This is a genomic window from Bremerella cremea, assembly GCF_039541315.1.
Taxonomy (GTDB): Bacteria; Planctomycetota; Planctomycetia; order Pirellulales; family Pirellulaceae; genus Bremerella; species Bremerella cremea.
This window is the reverse complement of sequence record NZ_BAABFZ010000003.1, coordinates 2,996,358-3,017,179: the sequence shown is the minus strand read 5'-3', so window position 1 is coordinate 3,017,179 and position 20,822 is coordinate 2,996,358. Positions and strand designations below refer to the sequence as shown.

Annotated in this window: 19 protein-coding genes; 1 reads left to right on the top strand and 18 read right to left on the bottom strand. The window is 55.8% G+C overall.

What is annotated here, in order from left to right; genetic code table 11:
- Positions 1-156 precede the first annotated feature (156 nt).
- Positions 157-1,863, bottom strand: coding sequence for a tetratricopeptide repeat protein (locus ABD890_RS14680; RefSeq protein WP_345090811.1), 1,707 nt, complete (start codon positions 1,861-1,863; stop codon positions 157-159).
- Positions 1,864-2,007: 144 nt separating this feature from the next.
- Between ABD890_RS14680 and ABD890_RS14675 the strand changes: the two genes are divergently transcribed.
- On the top strand, positions 2,008-2,907 hold the full coding sequence (locus ABD890_RS14675; protein WP_345090809.1) for a hypothetical protein: 900 nt from the start codon (positions 2,008-2,010) through the stop codon (positions 2,905-2,907).
- Positions 2,908-3,033: 126 nt separating this feature from the next.
- Here ABD890_RS14675 and ABD890_RS14670 read toward each other — a convergent pair whose 3' ends face one another.
- From ABD890_RS14670 to rplR, 17 genes are all read right to left on the bottom strand, one after another.
- A complete protein-coding gene (locus tag ABD890_RS14670; RefSeq protein WP_345090806.1) occupies positions 3,034-4,449 on the bottom strand; it encodes a metallophosphoesterase family protein in 1,416 nt (471 codons plus the stop codon).
- 204 nt (positions 4,450-4,653) lie between these two features.
- A complete protein-coding gene (locus ABD890_RS14665) occupies positions 4,654-5,706 on the bottom strand; it encodes an HD-GYP domain-containing protein (protein WP_345090802.1) in 1,053 nt (350 codons plus the stop codon).
- The gene (gene amt, locus ABD890_RS14660) at positions 5,703-9,464 is read right to left on the bottom strand and encodes an ammonium transporter (RefSeq protein WP_345090799.1); all 3,762 of its coding nucleotides are present in this window, start codon (positions 9,462-9,464) and stop codon (positions 5,703-5,705) included. The genes ABD890_RS14665 and amt overlap by 4 nt, the downstream gene beginning before the upstream one ends.
- Positions 9,465-9,755: 291 nt before the next feature.
- Complete coding sequence (locus tag ABD890_RS14655; RefSeq protein ID WP_345090796.1) at positions 9,756-10,484, bottom strand: YqjF family protein; 729 nt, start codon at positions 10,482-10,484, stop codon at positions 9,756-9,758.
- Between the two features lie 75 nt (positions 10,485-10,559).
- Positions 10,560-12,179, bottom strand: coding sequence for a TolB family protein (locus ABD890_RS14650; protein WP_345090793.1), 1,620 nt, complete (start codon positions 12,177-12,179; stop codon positions 10,560-10,562).
- Positions 12,180-12,276: 97 nt separating this feature from the next.
- Complete coding sequence (locus tag ABD890_RS14645; protein ID WP_345090790.1) at positions 12,277-12,885, bottom strand: putative metallopeptidase; 609 nt, start codon at positions 12,883-12,885, stop codon at positions 12,277-12,279.
- A gap of 177 nt (positions 12,886-13,062) precedes the next feature.
- Positions 13,063-13,773, bottom strand: coding sequence for a bL17 family ribosomal protein (locus ABD890_RS14640; RefSeq protein WP_345090787.1), 711 nt, complete (start codon positions 13,771-13,773; stop codon positions 13,063-13,065).
- A gap of 65 nt (positions 13,774-13,838) precedes the next feature.
- Complete coding sequence (locus ABD890_RS14635) at positions 13,839-14,834, bottom strand: DNA-directed RNA polymerase subunit alpha (protein WP_345090784.1); 996 nt, start codon at positions 14,832-14,834, stop codon at positions 13,839-13,841.
- A gap of 77 nt (positions 14,835-14,911) precedes the next feature.
- Positions 14,912-15,292 carry a 30S ribosomal protein S11 gene (gene rpsK, locus ABD890_RS14630; RefSeq protein WP_105356381.1) on the bottom strand — a complete coding sequence of 127 codons (381 nt, stop codon included), beginning with the start codon at positions 15,290-15,292 and terminating at the stop codon, positions 14,912-14,914.
- A gap of 103 nt (positions 15,293-15,395) precedes the next feature.
- Positions 15,396-15,779 carry a 30S ribosomal protein S13 gene (gene rpsM / locus ABD890_RS14625; RefSeq protein ID WP_345090779.1) on the bottom strand — a complete coding sequence of 128 codons (384 nt, stop codon included), beginning with the start codon at positions 15,777-15,779 and terminating at the stop codon, positions 15,396-15,398.
- 166 nt (positions 15,780-15,945) lie between these two features.
- Positions 15,946-16,059, bottom strand: a complete 114-nt coding sequence (rpmJ, locus tag ABD890_RS14620; RefSeq protein ID WP_105356383.1) for a 50S ribosomal protein L36 — start codon at positions 16,057-16,059, stop codon at positions 15,946-15,948.
- Between the two features lie 219 nt (positions 16,060-16,278).
- Positions 16,279-17,049 carry a type I methionyl aminopeptidase gene (map, locus tag ABD890_RS14615; protein WP_345090772.1) on the bottom strand — a complete coding sequence of 257 codons (771 nt, stop codon included), beginning with the start codon at positions 17,047-17,049 and terminating at the stop codon, positions 16,279-16,281.
- Positions 17,046-17,654 (bottom strand): adenylate kinase, encoded by a 609-nt coding sequence (locus ABD890_RS14610; RefSeq protein ID WP_345090769.1) that lies wholly within the window; start codon positions 17,652-17,654, stop codon positions 17,046-17,048. The genes map and ABD890_RS14610 overlap by 4 nt, the downstream gene beginning before the upstream one ends.
- Positions 17,655-17,747: 93 nt before the next feature.
- A complete protein-coding gene (gene secY, locus ABD890_RS14605; protein WP_345090766.1) occupies positions 17,748-19,133 on the bottom strand; it encodes a preprotein translocase subunit SecY in 1,386 nt (461 codons plus the stop codon).
- Between the two features lie 242 nt (positions 19,134-19,375).
- Positions 19,376-19,873 carry a 50S ribosomal protein L15 gene (rplO, locus tag ABD890_RS14600; RefSeq protein WP_345090763.1) on the bottom strand — a complete coding sequence of 166 codons (498 nt, stop codon included), beginning with the start codon at positions 19,871-19,873 and terminating at the stop codon, positions 19,376-19,378.
- Positions 19,873-20,400, bottom strand: a complete 528-nt coding sequence (gene rpsE, locus ABD890_RS14595; protein WP_425548481.1) for a 30S ribosomal protein S5 — start codon at positions 20,398-20,400, stop codon at positions 19,873-19,875. The genes rplO and rpsE overlap by 1 nt, the downstream gene beginning before the upstream one ends.
- 34 nt (positions 20,401-20,434) lie before the next feature.
- Positions 20,435-20,800, bottom strand: a complete 366-nt coding sequence (gene rplR / locus ABD890_RS14590; protein ID WP_345090758.1) for a 50S ribosomal protein L18 — start codon at positions 20,798-20,800, stop codon at positions 20,435-20,437.
- Between the last annotated feature and the right edge of the window lie 22 nt (positions 20,801-20,822).

The window sequence follows — 20,822 nt, the reverse complement described above, 5'->3', positions numbered from 1 at the left end:
TTCAAGTGGTTTTCACGAACCCAACGAACCCAAAAGTGGGACGACCACCGATCACTCAAGCAAGTCACTACCTTATTTATATAAAACAGCTCTTCGAGTCTACGATTCGAAGAGCTGTTTTTTTTTATGCGCTGATGGTGATAAGGAAGTCAGGACCTATTCCTCTTCTGGTTCTGCCTCAAATGCCGCCCGCTCTTGGCGAAGCCGCTCCAACAATTCGCGATGCCTCTCGGCATGATGCTCGTGGTTAATCCGCTCGAACACCTCTAAAGCCTTAATGAGATTCACTTCCGCATTCTTCCACATCTCGGATTGGGTCACCTCAAATCTTTCTATCCATCCCTTCTTCCACTCTTTGGCGATATACCACTCAATAATGGATAAGTTGGCAGTCGTATCGGCAAAGCCTCCGGGGAGATCCGCTTCGGTGTGCACGCGCAAAGCTCGCTCATAGCACGCAATTGCCTCCCGCAAGTTCGTCCCTCGATCTCCCGTGGGAAGGTTCTTATAGGCAGTTCCCAGGTTATTCTGCGTCATCGCCCAAGCTTGGGGAAAACCCGTTTCGGTATATACGCGCAAAGCACGCGCATAGCAGTCAATTGCCGCCCGCAAGTTCGCCCCTCGATCTCCCGTGGGAAGCTCCTGATAGGCAGTTCCCAGGTTATTCTGCGTCATCGCCCAAGCTTGGGGAAAATCCGCTTCCGTGCGCACGCGCAAAGCACGCTCATAGCACGCAATTGCCTCCCGCAAGTTCGCCCCTCGATCTCCCGTGGGAAGATCCCCATAGGCATTTCCCAGGTTATTCTGCGTCGTCGCCCAAGCCTGGGGGAAATCCGCTTCGGTATATACGCGCAAAGCACGCTCGCAACACGCAATTGCCTCCCGCAAGTTCGCCCCTCGATCTCCCGTGGGAAGATCCCCATAGGCATTTCCCAGGTTATTCTGCGTCATCGCCCAATCTTGGGGAAAATCCGCTTCGGTATATACGCGCAAAGCACGCTCATAGCAGGTAATTGCCTGCACCAAATTCTGTTTCCGGCTGCTTATGGTGCTTTCTCTAAGCTCGCAACCTAAGTCATTCAGTCCTGCCGCTGCTTCATATCGACGCTCAGGGTCACTCAGCCAATCTTCCAGCTTGCACGACTCCCACCAGGTTATCAGCGCGGCATGGCTGGTCATTCTTAAGTTCTGGCGTTCATTTTCAATCAGTTCGTTCCAGTGAAGCTGAGCAGGCTCCAGTTCCAATCGCCACCAGTGGTACCAGGCCAATTCCGCGAACTCATCAATCGCTTCCGCGCTTCGCTCGCTCCAGTGGGTTCGCCACCACCGGTGATTCGCTTGCCAAACGTCGTTCGACTTTCTTTCCAGCAAATCTTCGAGCGCATCGCGCATTTGGGCGTGCAGGCGATACCAGCCTGGTTGGCCGGCGGGTTGCACGAAGCTGTAAGCCAAAAGGGCCTGCCAGGCGGCTTGCTGCTGGGTGTCGCTTCCCCCGTGACAGGCCCCTGCCGCTTGTTGGTCGAAGCGAAGGGTTAGTGCCAGCCGTTTGAGCCATTCGGCGTCGTCTCGATCGCTGCCGAACGATCGGAGGAACCTGGCCGCCAGTTCTTGCGTCGCGGCCGGGGACATGTCGAACTGCTCCGCATCGATCGTTTCACCTCGCCGGCGAAGGTTGAAACAGGTATCGGCGCACAGACCAAGACTGAAAGGGTGATAGCCGACCTCTTGCTTTTCGGGGTCCGCAGCCAGGGAAGGGGTGTCGATGTCTTTCGATACCCGCAAGATCGCCGCTTGCAACGGTGAATCGTGAACCTGGCACTTTTCCAGGAATTGCCGCGCGTCGTGTTCCGACAGCCCGCCCACCAGGTGCTGTTCCAGGAATGCTTCGCTGGTGAAGTCAAACGGCTGGGTACTCTCCCAATTCAATCGATCTCGGCCCCCCATCACCACCAACAAGCCGGATGCAGGATGATATAGTTCGCTCAACCATCGCTGCCGTTCCCACTGGTGGGTTCCGCTATCGCGCGAGCTAACCACCGTTTCAACGGTGTCGATGAACAACACAGCCCGGACCGACTTGCCGCCGCGATCTGGCAACCCTTGGTGCAGATCGGTCAGCAGGTAATTGAACAACTTGGGATAGATATCGCCGGGGAGTTCGCGTTTGAGACGCAGGAACTCTTGCTGACCAACCTGAGTAAGCAGCCAGTCATGAACGCCGTTCTTCTTCAACCATTGATTAGCGGGCTTGGTGAGTTTCCCAACGCCCCAGGCAATCAGATTTTTAAAAGGAAAGTCGTCCGCGCCGGCCTTTGCCAGTTCTCGGATAAATTCCCAAGAATTCCCCAGCCAGCCCTCGCCTTGGAAGGCGGGCTCTCCCTGAATTCCTTCCTTGAACCGCAGCCAGGTATAGGCCAGATCGAACCGGGGACAGGGCACTCCGGAACCAAGTTGACGGCGAACCTCGGCCAACACCTTCGCGTTATCAACGGAATTGCCTTGGCCGCCAGCGCGAGGGTCGAGATCGAGAAAGGCGGTGGGCAGACTGTCGGCTTCTTTGCGGAGCCGTTTCAGCAGCCAACTTTTACCGGTGCCCCCCACGCCATAGAACATGAGCAGCGGCAGGAAATCGTCGGCGGGCAGGTTCAGCATTCGCTGAAAAACCTTCAACTCGTCGAAACGATTGGTGAAGTTCCGCATCTCTTCGCTGGGAGCCCGAAAGTCATCCCCCAGCGGCGGAAAGTTTTGCCCTGGATTCATCGGCGCGACATGCCCTTGTTACCAAACAGCCAGGTGAAAGCCCCATCCAGGGACGAAGGACATTCCACCCCGATCAGCGGGCAATCTCCAGCAACCGCGGGGGGACGCCTGGCCGGTCAGCCGACAAAAAAAGGTTGCCTGGCATAAGAGACCAGGCAACCTTTCAAGACCTAAAGGCAATTGCTCTATCGACGACGGCGGCCGGTTTGCGTTACCTCGACGGACTGGCCTACGCTGAAGGTATCTCCAGAGGCAAGCGACTTCGGCTCCGTTCTATTTGCCTGACTTCGTTTCGACCGGATCGCCGTCGAAGGCAACCGGGGTCCGCACTTCGGGAATTGCGTAGCGGGTTGTTCGGGCCAGGTAGTCTTGGGCCAGGACCAGTTCGATTCCCTGGTACGATTCGTCGAAGCGTTTGCCGCGATAGCGAACGTGGAAAGTAATCTTCTGCGTTTCGCCGGCAGCAATGTGGCCATGGGTGTGATTCGGCGAAATGCTCCAACGCGAGTCACGGCTCGCTGGCGTCAGCGTGAAGTCGATCGGGCGATCGGAAGGGTTGCTGATCGTCGTCGTGATCGTTCCTTCCTGCAGGTCATCTTTCGCTTCGGCAATCGTCGTGGTGACTTCTGGCTTGGCTTTGGCAAGCTTGATCGCTTGCGCCTGCAGTTTCGCCGTGATCTCACGCACGTCCATTGCTTCGCCAACTGGGAAGGCTGCCATGGCGACCTGCTTCGGACGCACCGTCACCAGGTGGTACTGATGCAGATAGCCGGCCGATGGAATCTTGCTCGATTGACCGCCACCCACCGTGGCCAACGTCACGTATTCAATGCCATCCTGGGGATCGTATCGCATGTAATGAATATGGCCTGCGAACACCGCGGTCACGTTGCCTGAATCTTTCAGCAGGGGATGAACGCGTTCTTTCCAGTCGTTCCCATAGCCACCGCCCAACCAACGTGGGTGATGCAGGAACAGGAACTGATGATCGCAGTCCTTACCACGCACGAGTGCTTCTTTCAGAAACTTCAGTTGCTCTTCGCTAATCTTCTGAGCTTCTGGCTTCTGGAAGTTCTTCTCGCCAGTCTTCGGATCGCCTTCGTCCGAGTAGAGCACGATGAAGTTACAGTTCTTGTGTTGGAACGAGTACCAGAGCGGTCCGAAGTGCATTTCGTAATGCTTGTCGTGTTGCCCCGGCAGAATGTCCGGATCGTTCAGCGGACGCCAGTAGACGTCGTGATTGCCAGCCACTGGGAACCAAGGGCACAGGAGCTCTTTCATGATGGCTTTGAACTCGCGCATCTGAACGAGCCACTTGTCGGTCTGGTTATAGCCGTTGATCAAGTCGCCAACGGTCATCACCAGGTCTGGTTCGATCAAGTTCACATCGCGCACCGCATCGGCCAAGATGTTCACGCCAGCGTCTGGGCCGCCAGTGCGATCGCCGAAGACAGCGAAGACGAAGGCATCTTCTTCATTCGGCAGCGGCAGCATCACCTGGCTCGATCGCGTTGTGTAGAAACGCTTTTCGCTCGGGTCTTCCGTGGCGTGGTGATGATTGTGGTGGTGCATGTGATGATCGTGCACCAGATTAGGCGTCTCGCTGACTGGCTTTTCTTGGGCCAGGGCAGGGGAGATCCCCAACAAACAAACGAGAAGTGTGGCGGGAAACGAGGAAGGAATCTTCATCTTCAGGCGGGCCTTTCGGAGTGGAACATGAGAACCGAATCAGGTTGGACTGAAACTAGCCCAGCATCCCGCTGGCGTCCAGTTCCCCACCATGAACACACACCGAAATGCACGTTAAGTTCACATGAAGCACGGCCCGCCGCACTGAAAAACCCCCATCTGGTGCGGCAAGTGCGGCACTGCCGGTGTCAATTTGTCCCAGTTCTACACCGTGGCATGATAATTGGCCGGCTCGTCGATTTCGTCCGAATATTGATCGATGAATTGCACGAAGTCGTCCTTGCACAACTCGAACGCTTTGACCACTTCCGGGTCGAAGTGCTTGCCGCTGTTTTCCAGGATGATCTGTTCTGCGTAGTCCGTCGAGAATGCGTCTTTATAGATCCGCCGAGTCGTCAACGCATCGTAGACGTCGGCCACGGCGACGATTCGAGCCGACAACGGAATCTCCATGCCACTTAAACCAAACGGATAACCACTGCCATCCCATTTCTCGTGATGAGCGACGGCGATGTCACGAGCCATTCGGAGGAATTTCGCCTTCGGAAACTTCTTCAGCGCGGCATCGAGTGTGTCGGCACCGATGATGGTGTGCTTCTTCATGATCTCGAATTCGTCATGCGTCAGCTTACCCGGCTTCAGCAGCACGCCATCCGGAATTCCTACCTTGCCGATGTCGTGCAGAGGGCTGGTCTGATAGATCAGGCGAATGAATTCACCGTCGATCGCCTGAGCGAACTCGGGCAACCTGGCCATCTCTTGTGCGAGGCGTTTCGAGTATTGACGAACGCGTTCCAGGTGCTGACCAGTTTCCGTATCGCGAGACTCGGCCAGACGAGCCATCGCGAAGATCACCAGGTCACGCGTTTCCAAACCGACCAAGCGAATGCCCGCGTTGATTCTCGCCAGCAGCTCTGGTGGATTGAACGGCTTGACCATGAAGTCGTCGGCACCCGATGCCATCCCTTCGACTATCTCGTCGTTGCGACCGCGGCTGGTCAGCAAGATGCAATAGATATAGTGATCGGTGAAACGGCAGCGAATCTCGCGGCACAGTTCCAAGCCGTTCATCACCGGCATTTCCCAGTCGGTCACGACGATTTGAATGTCGTTCTCTTCAAGGATCTCGATCGCCTCGCGGCCGTTACTGGCGGTGAAGACCAGAAAGCCTTCGCGCGTCAGATAACTTTGGATCATCTCAATCGCAATATCGTCGTCGTCGACAACCAGGATGCTGATTCGTGTGTCCAGACTCATAGTGCCACCTCCTGTTCCATGGCTGCATTCAACAACTGCCGGATTGCTGTTTCGCATGAATCGAAGTTTTGATTGAGGTCGTGCACCATCTGCTCGTATCCATCTGTCCGCTGCTCCCGGGCTGCCAGTTCGATGGAACCAGCCACTTCGGAAACAGAGCGGGCCGCTACATTCGCCGCCATACCCTTCAGGCTGTGAGCAACCTGAACGACTTGGTCGATGCGTCCTTCTTGGATATGTTGCTGCAGGACGCCGATTTCCGACTTGGCCTTGGCAGCAAACTTCTCGAGAACGCGTCGCACCAATCCTTCGTCTTCACCACAGCGTTCGCGGAGTTCGCCCAGCGAAATCTGTTGTTCGACGTCGGTCATGTCTGTGGGAGGCACACTTGCCGAAAGTGGCCTTGGCGGATCTACTGCTCGCAGGTCGAGCTGCTTGAGAATCGTTTGAATCAGTTCCTGGCGGTTGACCGGCTTCATGACGTAATCGTTCATACCGGCGGCCATGCATCGCTCTTGATCTCCCTTGATTGCCTGGGCGGTCAAAGCCACGATCGGCAAGTTTTCCAGGCTGGCAAGCGCTGTTTCTGCCAGGTGACGGATCTTTCGAGTCGCCTCGAAGCCATCCATCTCTGGCATTTCGCAGTCCATCAACACCAGTTGAACCTCTGCCTGGGCAACCTTCTCGACCGCTTCCCGGCCGTTCTCCGCCAACAACACCTGGAACCCTTCCGCGGTCAGAATTTCATTGGCAACCAAGCGATTAATTTCGTTGTCGTCGACAACCAGGATCGTCTTGCCATCGTGGCGTCGATCGTTAATTAGCTTGTCTTCCTGGCGATTAACTGGCTTGGACGTCCCCGAATTTCGTCCGCCTGACAGCGACACCAGCGTGTCGAGCAATCGCGACTGACGGATAGGCTTGGTCAAACAAGTCATGTCCAAGCGTTTCAAGGTTTCGTTCGAGATGTCGCGATCGTATGACGTCAGCATCAAGAGCTTCGTCGAGCGGAACTCGCTGGTGTCGTAGATCCGCTCAGCTAGTGTCAGGCCATCCATCTCTGGCATGATGTGATCGAGGATTGCCAGCTGGAATGGCATGTTGCGATCGGCCGCTTCCCGCATCAAGTCGAGGGCCCGCACGCCGCTGCTGGCGGTGGTGATCTCGACACCCCAAGACTGCAGCTGTTCTTTGAGAACCTGCAGGTTCATGTGATTGTCGTCGACGGCCAGAACTCGCAGGCCAGTCACGTTTGGAATCACATCGCAAGTCGAACGTTCGACTGCTTTCAGCGGAACGGTGAACCAGAACGTCGAGCCCTTGCCCGCTTCGCTGGAAACGCCGATTTCGCCCCCCATCAATTCCGACAACTGCTTACAGATAGCCAGGCCAAGACCTGTGCCGCCATACTTGCGAGTCGTCGAGGCATCGACTTGCGAGAACGCCTTGAACAGACGATCGAGTCGCGACTGAGGAATACCAATGCCGGTGTCTTCCACGGCGAACTGAACGACCATCTGGCCTTCCATGTTCGGATCGCTCTGTTTCTCGGCTAGCGTCACATGCAGGTTCACCCCACCATGTTCGGTGAACTTGACGGCGTTCGAGAACAAGTTGATCAGCACCTGGCGGATACGTTCCGGATCGCCGATGACAGTGGTCGGCACGTCCTTGCTGATGCAGCAGTTCAGCTCCAGGCCACGCGTGCGTCCCTGGGGCGAGAACAGTTCCGGCACCGACTCGACCAGGTCGTGCAGGACGAACTCGGACGATTCAAACTCGATGCCGCCTGCTTCGATCTTCGAGAGATCAAGGATGTCGTTAATCAGGTGCAGCAGCGTTCCGGCCGAGCTTTTCGCCAGGTCGACGAATCGTTGCTGATTGTCTTCCAGGTGCGTCGTTGCGAGCAGATCGAGAAAGCCGATGATGCCGTTGAGCGGCGTGCGAATCTCGTGGCTCATGCTGGCCAGGAAATCGCTCTTGGCACGGTTGGCAGCTTCCGCCGCGTTGCGTTCGGCCTCGAAGTAACGTGCTTTGCGTCGCTGGGTGATATCCTCGACGGTTCCCTCGTAATACATGAGGTGACCATCGGCATCGAATCGCGCTGAGGCGTTTTCCGAAATCCACATCGTCTCGCCATTGGCGCGTCGGATCTCCGACTCGAAGGCAAAGATCACGCCATGCTGCTGGATCGCATCGATGAACTGGGCGCGGCGATCAGGTTCGACGTAGACCTGGTTAGCGATGTCGGTGATGGAATGGCTAATATCGATGAGGTTTTCATAGCCGAGCATTCGGGCCAGGGCAGGGTTCACCGTCATGAACTGCCCTTCCTGAGTCGTCTGATAGATCCCTTCGACGGCGTTCTCGAAGATGCCGCGGAACCGAGACTCAGCCTCGGCACGCTGCTTCATTTCGGTACTGACACGCTCGAGAACCCGGTTATATTCCGCGGCGATCTGCCCCACCTCGGTATGAGGTTCAATATGCACTTTTTTCGTGAAATCTCCATCCTGTCGATGCTGCGACATGTTTTCCAGCAAGTCGATCAGTTCTGTACTGGCACCATGTTCGGAAACATTCAGCCCAGCACGCTCGTGTTCTTCGGTGGTGCGCAGTGGGAGCACGGCATTGACCAGATAGATCAACGTGAACCCGCCGACAAAGGCCAGCAAGAAGCAGGCCCCGACACCTTTCAATTGGATGAGAAACTGAGACCAGGCCGTCATCCCTTCGCCAAAGTGGCTAGGATCGGCCAGAAACGCGAGAGACAGCGTTCCAAAGGCACCAGCACAAGCGTGTGCCGGAAACGCGCCGATAACGTCGTCGATCTTCAGGCGTGGCAACAGTTCTGTCACGATGCAACAGATGACACCGGAACCACAACCGATCAGCACTGCAGCCCACGGCGCGACGATATGGCATGACGCGGTAACCCCCACCAGGCCTGCCACAACACCGTTCATGGTGTGTCCGACGTCAGGACGTCGGTGACAAAGCCAAGAGGTCAACAAGCAGGCCAGGCCACCAAAGGCACCAGCGAGATTCGTATTCACAATAATCCGTGGCACCGAGTCGTTCATCGCCAGCGTGCTTCCACCGTTGAAGCCAAACCAGCCAAACCAAAGCAGCAGCACGCCAAACGTTGCCAACGTCAGGTTATGACCATGAATGCCAGGACGTTCGCCGTCGAAGCGACCGATACGTGGACCAATAATCAGTATGGCAGCCAGCGAGACCCAGCCACCGACCGAGTGAACCACCGTCGAGCCGGCGAAGTCGATAAAGCCCTGCTTCGCCAGCCAACCGGTCGCGGTCCCTTCCGCCAGACCACCCCAGGCCCAATGGCCAAACAACGGATAGATCAGGCCAGAGACCAGCAACGCGATCACAAAGTAACCGCGGAAGCGTATCCGTTCGGCAACGGCGCCTGAGATAATGGTCGTTGCCGTTCCGCAGAAGACCATTTGAAAGATAAAGAAGGCCATCAGCCAAGGAGAAGAGTCTTCGCCTGGGCAGAACATGGTCGTTCCGAACCAGCCGTGGTAGCTGGCCCCAAACATAATGGCAAAGCCAAACACCCAGAAGACCGCCGCCGAGACGCAGAAGTCGACCAGATTCTTCAGGGCGACGTTAAAGCTGTTCTTGGCGCGGACCAGACCACTCTCTAATAGGCAAAAGCCGCCCTGCATTAACATGACCAGGGCAGAGCACAAGAGGATCCAGGCGATATCAAGTTGGGGAAGGGCGGACGACATGAATCAAGTTTTTCCGTGTAAGTTGCGCACGAACATCACGCTACCCATCGTTCCGCCTAGAACCGATGGGAAGCCAAGCTACGAACCTCCCACCCATTGGGGATCCCGTAGCCAATCAGAAAAACTTAGGTCGTGAATGTTTTTTGGCCATACAACGGCTGAACCAGTATGTGATCTAATTTTGCTCACATATGGCATTGGCACGACATGTCGTAGGGGCTGTGTGGATGTTAACGAGAGGCGATGTCGACCGGTCCACCTGTTCGTTGGATCGGAACTCTTAAATATTCGCTAACCCGCAGCGGAAATCGCGCGCAATTGGAAAATCTCGACATCGACGCCTGGTGAGAAGTGCGCAAAAGATGGTGGAACCGTATCGATTATGACCCCGCCACAAGATGTTAGTGATTGGTCCGATTCCAGGAGGGAGACTTCGCGAGCGGGATAGGGCACGTGATGCACCTGACCAGAATAGATCCGTCGGCGATATTCCAGAAACAACAAGTAGCGTTCGAGGAAGAAGAACTCGATTGAATCGGGGTCGAAAGGCCCGATCTCGCGACCGATCTGATAACGCACCTTCAAACGGCCGTCGCTGCGCTGCCGCTGCATGGTGTACTCGATCTGGTCCCCTTGCCGGGTTAGTTCCATCTGGGCGTGGTAATACGGAAGCGACCATAACCAGCGAGCTCCCCAGACAGCCAGCCGACTGGCAGCGTCGAGCGATAGAAAGTGGACGCCGGGTCGACCTTGATAATGGACGTAGGTCCGAACGTTCGTTTCCAGAAAGTTCATCCCAGCCCATTTCGGCCAAGATGCGTTCCGGACGCCGAGCATACTGAAGGGGACCACACCGATATATGCCTGACCGTCGAAGCAATCGATCTCGAGTCGCGACGGCACCAGCGGCCGCAACATGGCGACCGGCACTGGCCAATGCAGAAACAAGAGATCCCGCCACTGCTGGAATCCTCGAGCAGGGCCTTCAGGGCGGAGCGTGGGAGCAATGCGATCGATCATGGAAGTTTGCCTTGGCGTTTCGGTCATCTTGGTAATAACCGTTCCGGCAAAGCAGTGACAACGGACGATGGATCGTTACCAATGCGGAGTGGTCCACAGCCCGGGACCAAAATCGAGTTCGGCGATCTTCCCTGACTCGGCATCGATCATACAAGGCTTCGGAGCCACGCCATCTTGAAACTTCATCATCATGAGCAGGGCCCCATCGGACGAAGCCGCAGCGAATCCGAATCTGGGAAACCCATCGTGAAACTTCTTTCGGTCTTTGCCTTCCAGATCGCACGTATACCACAGGTCGTCTGGGGCCTCGAAAAGAATCCGGCCTTGCTCGGCCAATAGCACCGGCTGAGCCCCTTCGCAGACCTTCTTCACGTTCCCTTCCATGTCGAACAGAGCGACCTCGGAAAGTCGCGTGTTGTTCCAGCCCTGGTTGGTCCGAACCACGCCGAGCCATCCCTTCGAGTCCGGCATCCACTGCGAAATTAAACAGTCCTGGGCTCCACCCACCGGTCGCGAAAGCCCCGAATCGATATCGATCAGATGAATCCGCGACTGAAGAATTCCAGCCGTCAGATCCTGCCGCTGCACGGAGAGCATGCTTCCGTCCGGCGACACCTTCGGGAACAAGCTGATCCCCTCCAACAATTCTTGACTTCCCAGGCGACGATGTTCGTGCGTGTTCAGATCGATCTCGAACACGCCGATCGTCCCCAAACTTGGAATCGATCCGGTGAGGTAAACGTGGTCACGGTCGGGCGAGAAGGTGGCACTGACGACCTGTCCCAGGGAATAGGGGACCCGACAAAACGCCCCGGTCCGCACGTTCACAATGCATTCCTGCCGCTCGCGTGACTTGTCGCCAGGTCGCCACATCGGTGCATTCGACGCAATGATGACATCCTCGAGCATCTCAGCACCATCCCAGATGCTTGCGGTATGGTCCTCGTAGCCAACCTTATCCACGTCTGTCAGATTCGGCACGGCACGAGTCAGCCACCGGACATTCTTCGTATAGACTTCCTGCTGCATCGCCCCGGATTTCTCGAAGACGCCGGTCTTTGTGTTGATGCGAACTTCCGAGCCATTGTTCAGCAGATCGGCGAAGTCGTTGGCTTTTTTCTCCAAAGCTGGATTAGGTTCGTTCGCCACCGCGAGCAACTGAAGCATCTGCTCGTAGAGCGGTTCGTACTCGTCACGAATCTCTGGGGCCAATGGAGCTCGATAGATTGCCGTGTCCCCCTCGTACCGCTCGAAATCGCCGATGGGATAGCTACTGTCGATGTAGGCCATCAGGTCCGATCGGGCCAGAAAATGATAGAACAACGGCTCGGCCATGATCGCCTCGAACGCTACCCACTTGCGATTGCCCAAGGCATCTTCCACATACCAATAGCCGTCTCGCTCGATGACAATGACCTCTTTCACCGTCTTCCCGTCCATGATCGAAGCGAGCTCGATCCGCCGACGATCGTGCAACTGCACGATGTCCATGACGACGGTCACCTTCTCGTTGAGTGGAAACTCGCACGTCCAACGAAGCGAGCGTGTTTCGGCTTGCTCAAGGAACTTCCGTCCCCTCTCCGCCAACTGTTCCAGATCGGGAGCCTGAACTTCTTCAGCTGGTGAAGCCGTCACCAAACCAACGACCAACAGCGAGCAGGCAACACAACTATGAAGAAAGAAACGACCGAACATTCCAGACAAGCCTAGCGAAGAGGACCAAGAATCGGGCTAATAGTCCTTCTAACCTATCGCATTCCCAATCGAAATGCACTCGTGAAATCACGACAGATTAGGCGGCCACTGGAATCAGCTTGGGGCGTGGGATCTTCACGCCGTAGATGCCGCCGCTGTTCTGATAAAGCTTGGTGAAGTCGTGCTCGAGGAACGTGTACAGTTCCGGCGGTGGCTGCTTGATCAGGTACTGATTCGAAAGCACCGCCATGTGCTCGTCATACTCTTTCTGGCTCGAAGAGTGGGCATAACATCGACCTGGGTGCCGGCGGATGTCTCCGTCGAAATCAGGACTGATATGCCACAGTTCGTGGAAGATGGTGATCATCTTCTCCGAGAAACTCATGTTCTGAAACCGCGGCAGATAAAAGCTCAGGATGTAGAGCATCTCACGGCCATGCTCGTCGAAAAGCATCTGGCAGGCGTACTTATGTCCACGACGCGTCGTATAGCGGGCGCCTTTCTCGAAACGCATCGGTGTTAGCGTGGCGAACACACCGTGTGTCGATTCGATTCGAGCCTGAACGATGGCGACCGCGACCCGCGACATATCGATATGCTTCAGCTCTGGCATTCGCTTGGTCATATCGACCACCAGGCGTCGCATCGCAAACGTAAAATCGAACCCGCGACGGCCTACCGAACGATGGAGCTGTATCCGACCCATCGACTTCGCTGGGACTGTCTTGGACCGTTTGGTTGTCGCTTTTCCGGCGCTGCTTGCCTTGCGTCGCCGGGAACCTGTGGATCGTTTCACGCCGTGTCCGTCCATGAAAAAACCGCTATACCCTGGCGAGTATAGCGGTTCTCGTATTTCGTAGCGATGCGAATCGCGAAAGGCTATTTAGCCTTCGCTCTTTTCTTCGCTGGCTTCTTCGGTTGCTGGAGCTTCTTCTGCGGGTGCTTCCGCAACTGGTGCTGCTGCCGATTCTTCGTCGTTGTCGAAGGCTGGACGTTCGGCTTCCGTCTTCACGCGATCGCGTTCGTTGCCGACGAATTCCAGAATGGCCTGCATACCGGCGTCGCCCAGACGTGGCTTGGCGAGCTTCAGAATGCGGGTGTAACCGCCATCGCGATCAACGAAACGTGGAGCGATCTCGTCGAACAAAATTTCGACAGCACGCTGGTTACCCAGCATGGCAACCGCACGGCGACGAGCAGCAAGCGCTGGAGCCATGGCGGCATTCCACTTTTGATACTCTTCGCTTTGACGCCACTGCTTGTACTCATCGGTGTTTGGCTTCGCCGAGGTTGCGAACTGTTCCGCTTCCTTCAAAGCGGGCAAAGCCTTCTTTGCGACGGTGATGCACTTCTCGACGTAAGGACGCAGTTCCTTCGCCTTCTGCACAGTCGTCACGATACGGCCCTTGATCTTGGGCGTGTTGTGACCAGTTCCTGGCGTATCGGCCGCCAGAAAATCACTGTACAGGTAGTAGCTTTCGTTGACGTCGTCAGGACGTTCCGTCAACAGCAGGCTGCTGGCCATGTTACGGAACAGAGCTTTGCGGTGGCTCGAAGAGCGTCCGAGTCGTCGACCTTTTCGTAGGTGTCGCATGGTACTTCTTGAATGTTGACAGTGCCGTGATGGGCAAGGATTATGTCGTTAACGGAACGTCCGTTCTAGTGCAACGGGCTCGCAGCTGCAGGAACTCGCATGCCCAAGTGCAGGCCGTATTCCTTCAGCTTTTCGCGAACTTCAGTCAGCGTAGTTTCGCCGAAGTTGCGGACTTCCATCAGTTGATCTTCGGTACGACGAACCAGATCGCGAACCGTGTGGATGTTTTCCGATTCGAGGCAATTCGAGGCACGAACCGAAAGGTGCATTTCGGCCAGGCTCATATTCAGCTTGGCTTCCATGACAGGATCCAATCCGCTCGGGGTCGAACGACTTGGCATGTTGATCGTGGCACCCAATTCGTTGTATTGCACGAATGGATTGAGGTGCTTTCGCAAGATCTTGGCCGCTTCGACCAGAGCCATCTCTGGGTGAGCAGAACCATCGGTCCAGATTTCCAGGATCAAGCGATCGTAGTTCGTCTTCTGACCGACGCGAGTTTCCTCGACGGTGTAACGAACGCGAGTCACTGGGCTGAACACGGCGTCAACCGGAATGATTCCGATTTCGTGTTCGGCCGAGCTGTGTTCGGTCGAAGGAACGTAGCTGCGACCCGATTCGACGACCATTTCCATCATGAATGGAATCTCGCCGGTCACGGTGCAGAGATGCAGATCCTTGTTGATGATCTCGACGTCGGCATCGCACTGGATGTCGGCACCGGTGATTTCGCAAGGGCCCTGCTTTTCGATCGTGATGACCTTGGTCATCTCGCTGTGCTTCTTAACGACCACCGACTTCACATTCAGGACGATGTCGGTCATGTCTTCGACAACGCCAGGAATGCTGGTGAATTCGTGCTGAGCGCCACGGACCTTGATTTGCGTGACGGCCGCACCCTCGAGACTCGAGAGCAGGATGCGTCGCATGCTGTTGCCGATCGTCGCTCCAAAACCGCGTTCAAACGGTTCGGCGATGAACTTGCCGTACTTGGAGGTGAGGGTCTCGGCTTCGCAAGTGACAACACTCGGCAATTCCAGCCCACGCCATCGAATATGCATAGTTCGCTCCGTTATGTTCCGTGCTGCTATGAGTGTCTTGAGTCCGCCTGGTTAACGCTGCCAGAGAAGGACGCGAATTAGACGCGACGCTTCTTAGGAGGACGGCAACCATTGTGCGGGATGGGAGTGCAATCTTCGATCGACTTGACCGTCAGACCAGCGGCAGCCAGAGCGGTGATCGCGCTTTCGCGACCGCTTCCAGGACCGTTGACCTTGACGTCCACTTCACGCAGACCGAACTTCAGGGCCTTTTCAGCAGCTTGTTGAGCCGCACACTGCCCAGCGAACGGGGTGCTCTTACGGCTTCCCTTGAAACCGCAAGTACCGGCACTCGCCCAGCAAAGCGTGTCACCCTTGGAATCGGTGATGGTCACCTGGGTGTTGTTGAAGGTTGCCTTGATATGGACAACCCCTTGCTGCACGTTACGCCGTGTCTTTCGCTTTACGACCTTGGCCACTTAACTATCTCCCACCACAACGGGCGTAGCTTCAAAGCTGAATGATTGATGTGCGAGTAAAAGAAGCCAACTGCAGAACATCGCTGCCCATGGCTTCCTAGGATTAACGAAGATCCTTCACGCCCTTCTTACCGGCGACGGTCTTCTTCGGCCCCTTACGGGTACGAGCATTGGTACGGGTACGCTGACCGCGAACCGGCAAACCGCGACGATGACGCAGACCACGATAGCAGGCGATGCGATTGAGTCGCTGAATGTTCTGCGACAATTGACGACGAAGGGGACCTTCGACGGTGTAATCGCTTTCCAGCAGACCAGCCAAACGGCTCAGCTCGTCTTCGTGGATCTCAGATGCGGGGCGATCTTGATCGATGCCCACCTTCACGCACAGTTCACGAGCGACGGCTGGGCCGACACCGTACAAATACGTCAGGCTGATCCAAGTCTTCTTGTCGTTGGGAATGTCCACACCGAGCAAACGTGGCATGGTGATCTCCTGTGATTGCCCCAACCGGGCAAATGATTCCGAAAATGTATCTTGCTATGGATTTGCGAAGCGAAGTGGCGTTTCTTTCTGCCTGATCGAGGCTACCCTCGCAGATGAGAGGGGAAACGCCGGGGCAAGAGGGAAACGAACACCGTCCAGAAGCCAATTAACCTTGGCGTTGCTTGTGACGGGCGTTCTCACAAATGACGTAGATCCGGCCTCGACGGCGGACCACTTTGCATTTGTCGCAGATTCGCTTGACGCTGGCTCTAACCTTCATGACTCTCTACTTCCAAACCTTGGGCGTTAGGGAAGCGGGCCAGTATACCCGACTTCCTTTTACGCTGGCAAGGGCGTGAACATGAAAAACTTCGGTTTTCGAAGGGCAAAACGGCCCATTCCTCTTGACCGGAGGGCATTGGTTCGGTTTTCCAACCAATCCCCGACCCCGCAAGAGCTATTCGCCTGACTGTTCGCGACTCAAATCACCCAGTTGGCCTTAGTTGTCGCCTGTCAGAATTCGAACGCCACTGCTGGTCAATGCCAGGGTGTGCTCGAAGTGAGCCGTCAGGCTTCTATCTTTGGTCGATAGGGTCCATCCATCGCTGTGCAGGTATAAATCCTCACGACCGACGGCAACCATCGGCTCGACTGCCAGAACGAGCCCTGGGCGGAGATCGAAGTCTCCCTTCTCCCGAAACTCGCGGCTGTCGTAATTGGGAACCTGCGGTTCCTCGTGCATGGTCGTCCCGATCCCGTGTCCGACTAACGTCGTGATGACAGAGAACCCGGCCGACTCCACCTCTTGCTGCATCGCCTTGGCGACCTGGCTCCACCGCTTTTTGACGGGCAGCAGTTCGATGGCAACTTGCAGTGCTCGCTCGGTGACCTCGAGCAGTTTCTTCGCTTCGTCGTTGATCTCACCCACGGCATAGGTCCAAGCCGAGTCGCCACACCAGCCGCCAATCTTGGCTCCAGTGTCGACGCTGACGATATCACCTTCCTTCAAGATCCGCTTGCCAGGGATCCCGTGAACCACTTCGTCGTTCACCGAAACGCAGGTCGCGGCGGGGAAGGGGACTTTGCCAGGAACGCCTTTGAACAACGCGATGGCGTCGTTCTCGACAAAGAGATCATCTACCGCCTTGTCGAGCTCGGCCGTGGTTACCCCTGGCTTCACCAACGCGGCGACTCTGCGATGCGCTTCGCGGACCAATTGCCCGGCGACCTGCATCTTGTCGATTTCTCGCTTCGATCGGAGCGTTATCATGCTCGTTTCTCGGCGACTTCTGTGAGCACCGCTTGAATGCGGTCGAAGACTTCTTCGATGGTGCCAATCCCGTCGATGCGGAAGAGGACCTTTTGCTCTTCGTAATATTGAATCAGTGGGAAGGTCATGTCGTTGTAGACCTTCATTCGATTGCGGATCGTATCTTCGTTGTCGTCGCCGCGATCTTCTTTCAATGCACGAGCCATCAGCCGCCGGAAGAGCTCTTCCTGATCGACTTCCAGGTTCAGCACGGCATCGACTGCTTCGTCATCCACCGCCAGCCCTAAATCAAGCGAAGCCGCTTGAGGAAGCGTGCGTGGGAAGCCGTCGAGCAAATAGCCATTTCGACAGTCGCTTTGGGCAAGACGCTGTCGCACCATCTGCACGACGATCTCGTCCGAAGCAAGACGACCACCTTCCATCTGAGCGGCCGCCTTCAACCCGAGTTCGGTCTTGTTGCGAGTTGCTTCTCGCAACATTTCCCCTGTCGAGATGTGCGGGATACTCCAGTAGTCCACCAGCTTCTGGGACTGCGTCCCTTTGCCGACACCAGGAGGTCCTAGAAAGATAATCCGCATGACCCAACCGCAGCCTAGCTTGGGCATGGACGAAATCGCTCGACCATGCCGAAGTCACAAATTCGAAGCCACTCTCGCGTAAGTTACGTGAAAGCGGGACGCGCCATCCTGGCGTTGGGTTTAGCCTTCAATGAGACCCTTATAGTTACGCATCACCAGGTGACTGTCGATCTTCTGAACAAGATCGAACGCCACGCTCACAGCGATGAGCAAACCTGTTCCACCGTAGAAGCTCGCGACCTGAGGCGAAACGCCCAGCTCGGTCGAAACCAAGGTCGGAATGACTGCGACCAAGGCGAGGAAGCCCGCACCGACATAGGTGATGCGAACCATGACCTTTTCCAAGTACTCTTCCGTTCGGCGACCTGGACGGTAGCCAGGGATGAACGAACCAAAGTTCTTCAGGTTCTCCGACACATCCTTCGGGTTGAAGGTGATGGCGGTCCAGAAGTAACAGAAGAAGTAAATCAAGGCGATGTAGCAAGCGATGTACAGGAAGCTTTGACCACGAGCAAACACGTCCGCCAGGCTATTCATCGTTTCCGACTTCGTCCAACCGGCCAAAGCCTGGAAGACGAACTGAGGGAACAACAGCAAGCTGCTCGCGAAAATGATTGGCATCACACCGGCCTGGTTGATACGCAGCGGCAGGAACTGACGAGTTCCACCGTAGACGCGACGACCACGGACGTGCTTGGCACTTTGCATTGGGATCTTGCGTTGCCCCTGCATGATGAACACCACCCCGGTTATCACCGCGACAAACAAGATGGCTAACACCACGATCGTTTCGATACCGAACTCACCGCGGGTGAAGTTACGAAGCTCTGGCTTAGTGTTCTGAAGGAGTTCGAGCAGTGCCGATGGCATTGCTGCGAGAATACCGGCCATGATCAAGAGGCTGATACCGTTGCCGATACCGAACTCGTCGATCTGCTCGCCGAGCCACATCAGGAAGACCGTACCGCAGGTCATGATCGCCACGGCAACCACCGCCCAGCCCCAGTACAGACTTTTGTCGATATTGCCGGGCTCCGCAGATGTCCAGAATGCCTGGTTCACAAAGCTATCTCCGTTCTCGCCCACGCCTGTCATGGTCGCCAGGTAGAAATAGCTCTGGACGATACACAACGCGACCGTCGCGTAACGGGTGTATTCGTTAATCTTCTTACGGCCTGCCTCCCCTTCCTTCTGCAGCTCTTCGAGCGGCTTCCAGACGGTACCGAGCAACTGGAAGATAATCGACGCCGAAATGTACGGCATGATCCCCAGACCGAAGATGGTGATCTGGCTCAGCGTACTGGCACTGAAGACCGAAACTTGCTGCAACAGACCGGCAACGCCTTCGTTACCTTGCGATGCAAAGAATTCCTGGACCTTGACCTGATCGATCATCGGTAGCGGAATCTGTGAGCCGACACGGAAGACGGCAAGCAAGCCGATCGTCAGAAGAATCTTCGTCCGCAGTTCGGGAATGGTGAAGAGGACGCGTACTTTTTCCAACATGGCAATCTAACCCGGTTTGGCTAGTTCCGATTGAGGCCCCGAAAGACCTGGCATAAATGACGAAACGCAGGATGCGCGGATAGGTGAATGTACACCAAACCGCCTGTCTCGGACTAGACCACCCAAACGTGTCCTACTCTTTATTTCGAGCGACTTTACGCAATCTTGCAATCCATCGCGTATGGGTCCGCGCAAAAAACATGCCCACGCAAAGCGTAGGCATGTTGATTTTTATCTGGCGATTAGGATTTAGCCGCTTTGGCTTCATCCTTCTTTTCAGCCACGGTCTTGATGCGAACGACTACGTTGCATGCACCGCCGGCCTGTTCGATCTTTTCTTTAGCCGAAGCACTGAAGCGATGCGCTTCCACCGTCAGCTTTTTGGTGATTTCACCGTCGCCGAGGATCTTGACTTCGTCAAAGCGACGCTTGCACAGCCCCTTGGCCTGCATAGTTTCGATGTTCACGGTGTCGCCATCGTTGAACAGTTCGTTCAGGTCCTTGATGTTGACAGCAGCAACAGTCAGAGCCCACTTATTATTGAAACCACGCTTTGGGACGTGACGAACGATTGGGGTCTGACCACCTTGGAAGGTAGCGCGATTCGACCAACCTGCACGGCTGCGAGCACCCTTGTGACCACGGGTCGAGGTCTTGCCCCAACCGCTACCGGTACCACGACCGATGCGTTGACGACGCTTGTTCTTTTGAACGCCTTGATTGATTTCGTGCAAACTCATTAGACGGCAACTCCTCGCAGGCGTTGAATTTCATCTTTGGTTCGCAGTTGTTCCAGAGCGTTCATGGTTGCTTTGACCAGAACGACTGGATTGGTCGAACCGAAGCTCTTGGTAAGAACGTCGTGCAAACCGACCGCTTCACAGACAGCACGGACCGAAGCACCAGCGATGACCCCAGTACCCGGGTGAGCCGGAACCAAGATCACTTGACCAGCACCGAAGCGACCAATCACCTGGTGAGGAATCGTGCCATCGACGATGGGCACTTCAAGCATCTTGCGTTCGGCTTGCTTGACAGCCTTTTGGACGCTTGGTGGAACTTCGTTGGCTTTGCCATAGCCCCAGCCGACACGGCCCTTGCTATCGCCAATGACAACCATTGCCGCAAAGCTAAAACGACGACCACCCTTAACCACGGCGGCACAACGCTTGATCTTTACGACCTTTTCGACGAATCCGCCTTTGCCAGAATCTTTAGCCACGGTATTGGCTCTCCCGTTTGGATGATGCCAGTCGTTGGTGACCAGCGATTCCAAAGCGTTCTAAATGATTGTGTTCGTTTTAGAAGTCCAAACCACCTTCGCGAGCGGCGGTCGCCAAAGCAGCGACTCGGCCGTTATAGCGAAAATGACCACGATCGAAGCAAACCTGCTTCAGGCCGGCGGCCAGGGCCTTCTCAGCGATGGCCTTGCCAATCTTCGCGGCGGCATCGCAGTTGCCTGCACCCGCGTCACCACGCAGATCTTTGTCACGCGACGAAGCCGACACCAGGGTGCGGCCCGATTCGTCGTCGATGATCTGACAGTAGATGTTGTTATTGCTACGGAAGATCGACAGACGGGGACGTTCGGCGTTGCCGCGAGCCTTACGACGGACATGGTTGCTCCGACGTTTTCGCTGCTTGGAAATAAATTTCTGCTTGTTCACGACTCAACTAGCCTCGTGGGTG

Coding starts and splice junctions, on each gene's coding strand:
- ABD890_RS14670 (WP_345090806.1), bottom strand. CDS start 4,449: ATGAAGATTCCTTCCTCGTTTCCCGCCACACTTCTCGTTTGTTTGTTG.
- ABD890_RS14665 (WP_345090802.1), bottom strand. CDS start 5,706: ATGAGTCTGGACACACGAATCAGCATCCTGGTTGTCGACGACGACGAT.
- amt (WP_345090799.1), bottom strand. CDS start 9,464: ATGTCGTCCGCCCTTCCCCAACTTGATATCGCCTGGATCCTCTTGTGC.
- ABD890_RS14655 (WP_345090796.1), bottom strand. CDS start 10,484: ATGATCGATCGCATTGCTCCCACGCTCCGCCCTGAAGGCCCTGCTCGA.
- ABD890_RS14650 (WP_345090793.1), bottom strand. CDS start 12,179: ATGTTCGGTCGTTTCTTTCTTCATAGTTGTGTTGCCTGCTCGCTGTTG.
- ABD890_RS14645 (WP_345090790.1), bottom strand. CDS start 12,885: ATGGGTCGGATACAGCTCCATCGTTCGGTAGGCCGTCGCGGGTTCGAT.
- ABD890_RS14640 (WP_345090787.1), bottom strand. CDS start 13,773: ATGCGACACCTACGAAAAGGTCGACGACTCGGACGCTCTTCGAGCCAC.
- ABD890_RS14635 (WP_345090784.1), bottom strand. CDS start 14,834: ATGCATATTCGATGGCGTGGGCTGGAATTGCCGAGTGTTGTCACTTGC.
- rpsM (WP_345090779.1), bottom strand. CDS start 15,779: ATGCCACGTTTGCTCGGTGTGGACATTCCCAACGACAAGAAGACTTGG.
- rpmJ (WP_105356383.1), bottom strand. CDS start 16,059: ATGAAGGTTAGAGCCAGCGTCAAGCGAATCTGCGACAAATGCAAAGTG.
- map (WP_345090772.1), bottom strand. CDS start 17,049: ATGATAACGCTCCGATCGAAGCGAGAAATCGACAAGATGCAGGTCGCC.
- ABD890_RS14610 (WP_345090769.1), bottom strand. CDS start 17,654: ATGCCCAAGCTAGGCTGCGGTTGGGTCATGCGGATTATCTTTCTAGGA.
- secY (WP_345090766.1), bottom strand. CDS start 19,133: ATGTTGGAAAAAGTACGCGTCCTCTTCACCATTCCCGAACTGCGGACG.
- rplO (WP_345090763.1), bottom strand. CDS start 19,873: ATGAGTTTGCACGAAATCAATCAAGGCGTTCAAAAGAACAAGCGTCGT.